Genomic DNA, 389 nt, shown 5'->3' on the forward strand with positions numbered 1-389 from the left:
CACTAACGTCGATGTCACATCAAAGCTAAATCCAGAGAATCTAAACGGCACTGGGATGCCTAACCAACCGGCATGATTGACTTGATTAATATCGACCATCCCAAGTAAGCCAGCACCTATCGTTCCTAAAACGAGTCCAATTAATATGGCAATACTCTTAATAAATCCAGTTGTGAATCTTTGTAAAAGAAGAATAATGATTAATGTCATTAAACCTAACAAAATGTTCTTAACATCTCCATAGTCCTTTGCACCTTGACCTCCAGCTAAGTAATTCATTGCTACTGGCATTAAATTGATACCAATGATAGTAACAACACTACCCGTTACTACTGGTGGGAAGAATTTTACAAGATGTGAAAAGAAAGGCGCGATGATAATAACTAATA

1 pseudogene is annotated in these 389 nt (G+C 37.0%); it reads right to left on the reverse strand.

From position 1 onward, the window contains the following. A pseudogene (gene pbuX / locus ERX37_RS11260) lies at positions 1-389 on the reverse strand (xanthine permease PbuX); the annotation flags it as partial.

It is taken from the genome of Macrococcus hajekii (assembly GCF_004359505.1).
Taxonomy (GTDB): domain Bacteria; phylum Bacillota; class Bacilli; order Staphylococcales; family Staphylococcaceae; genus Macrococcus; species Macrococcus hajekii.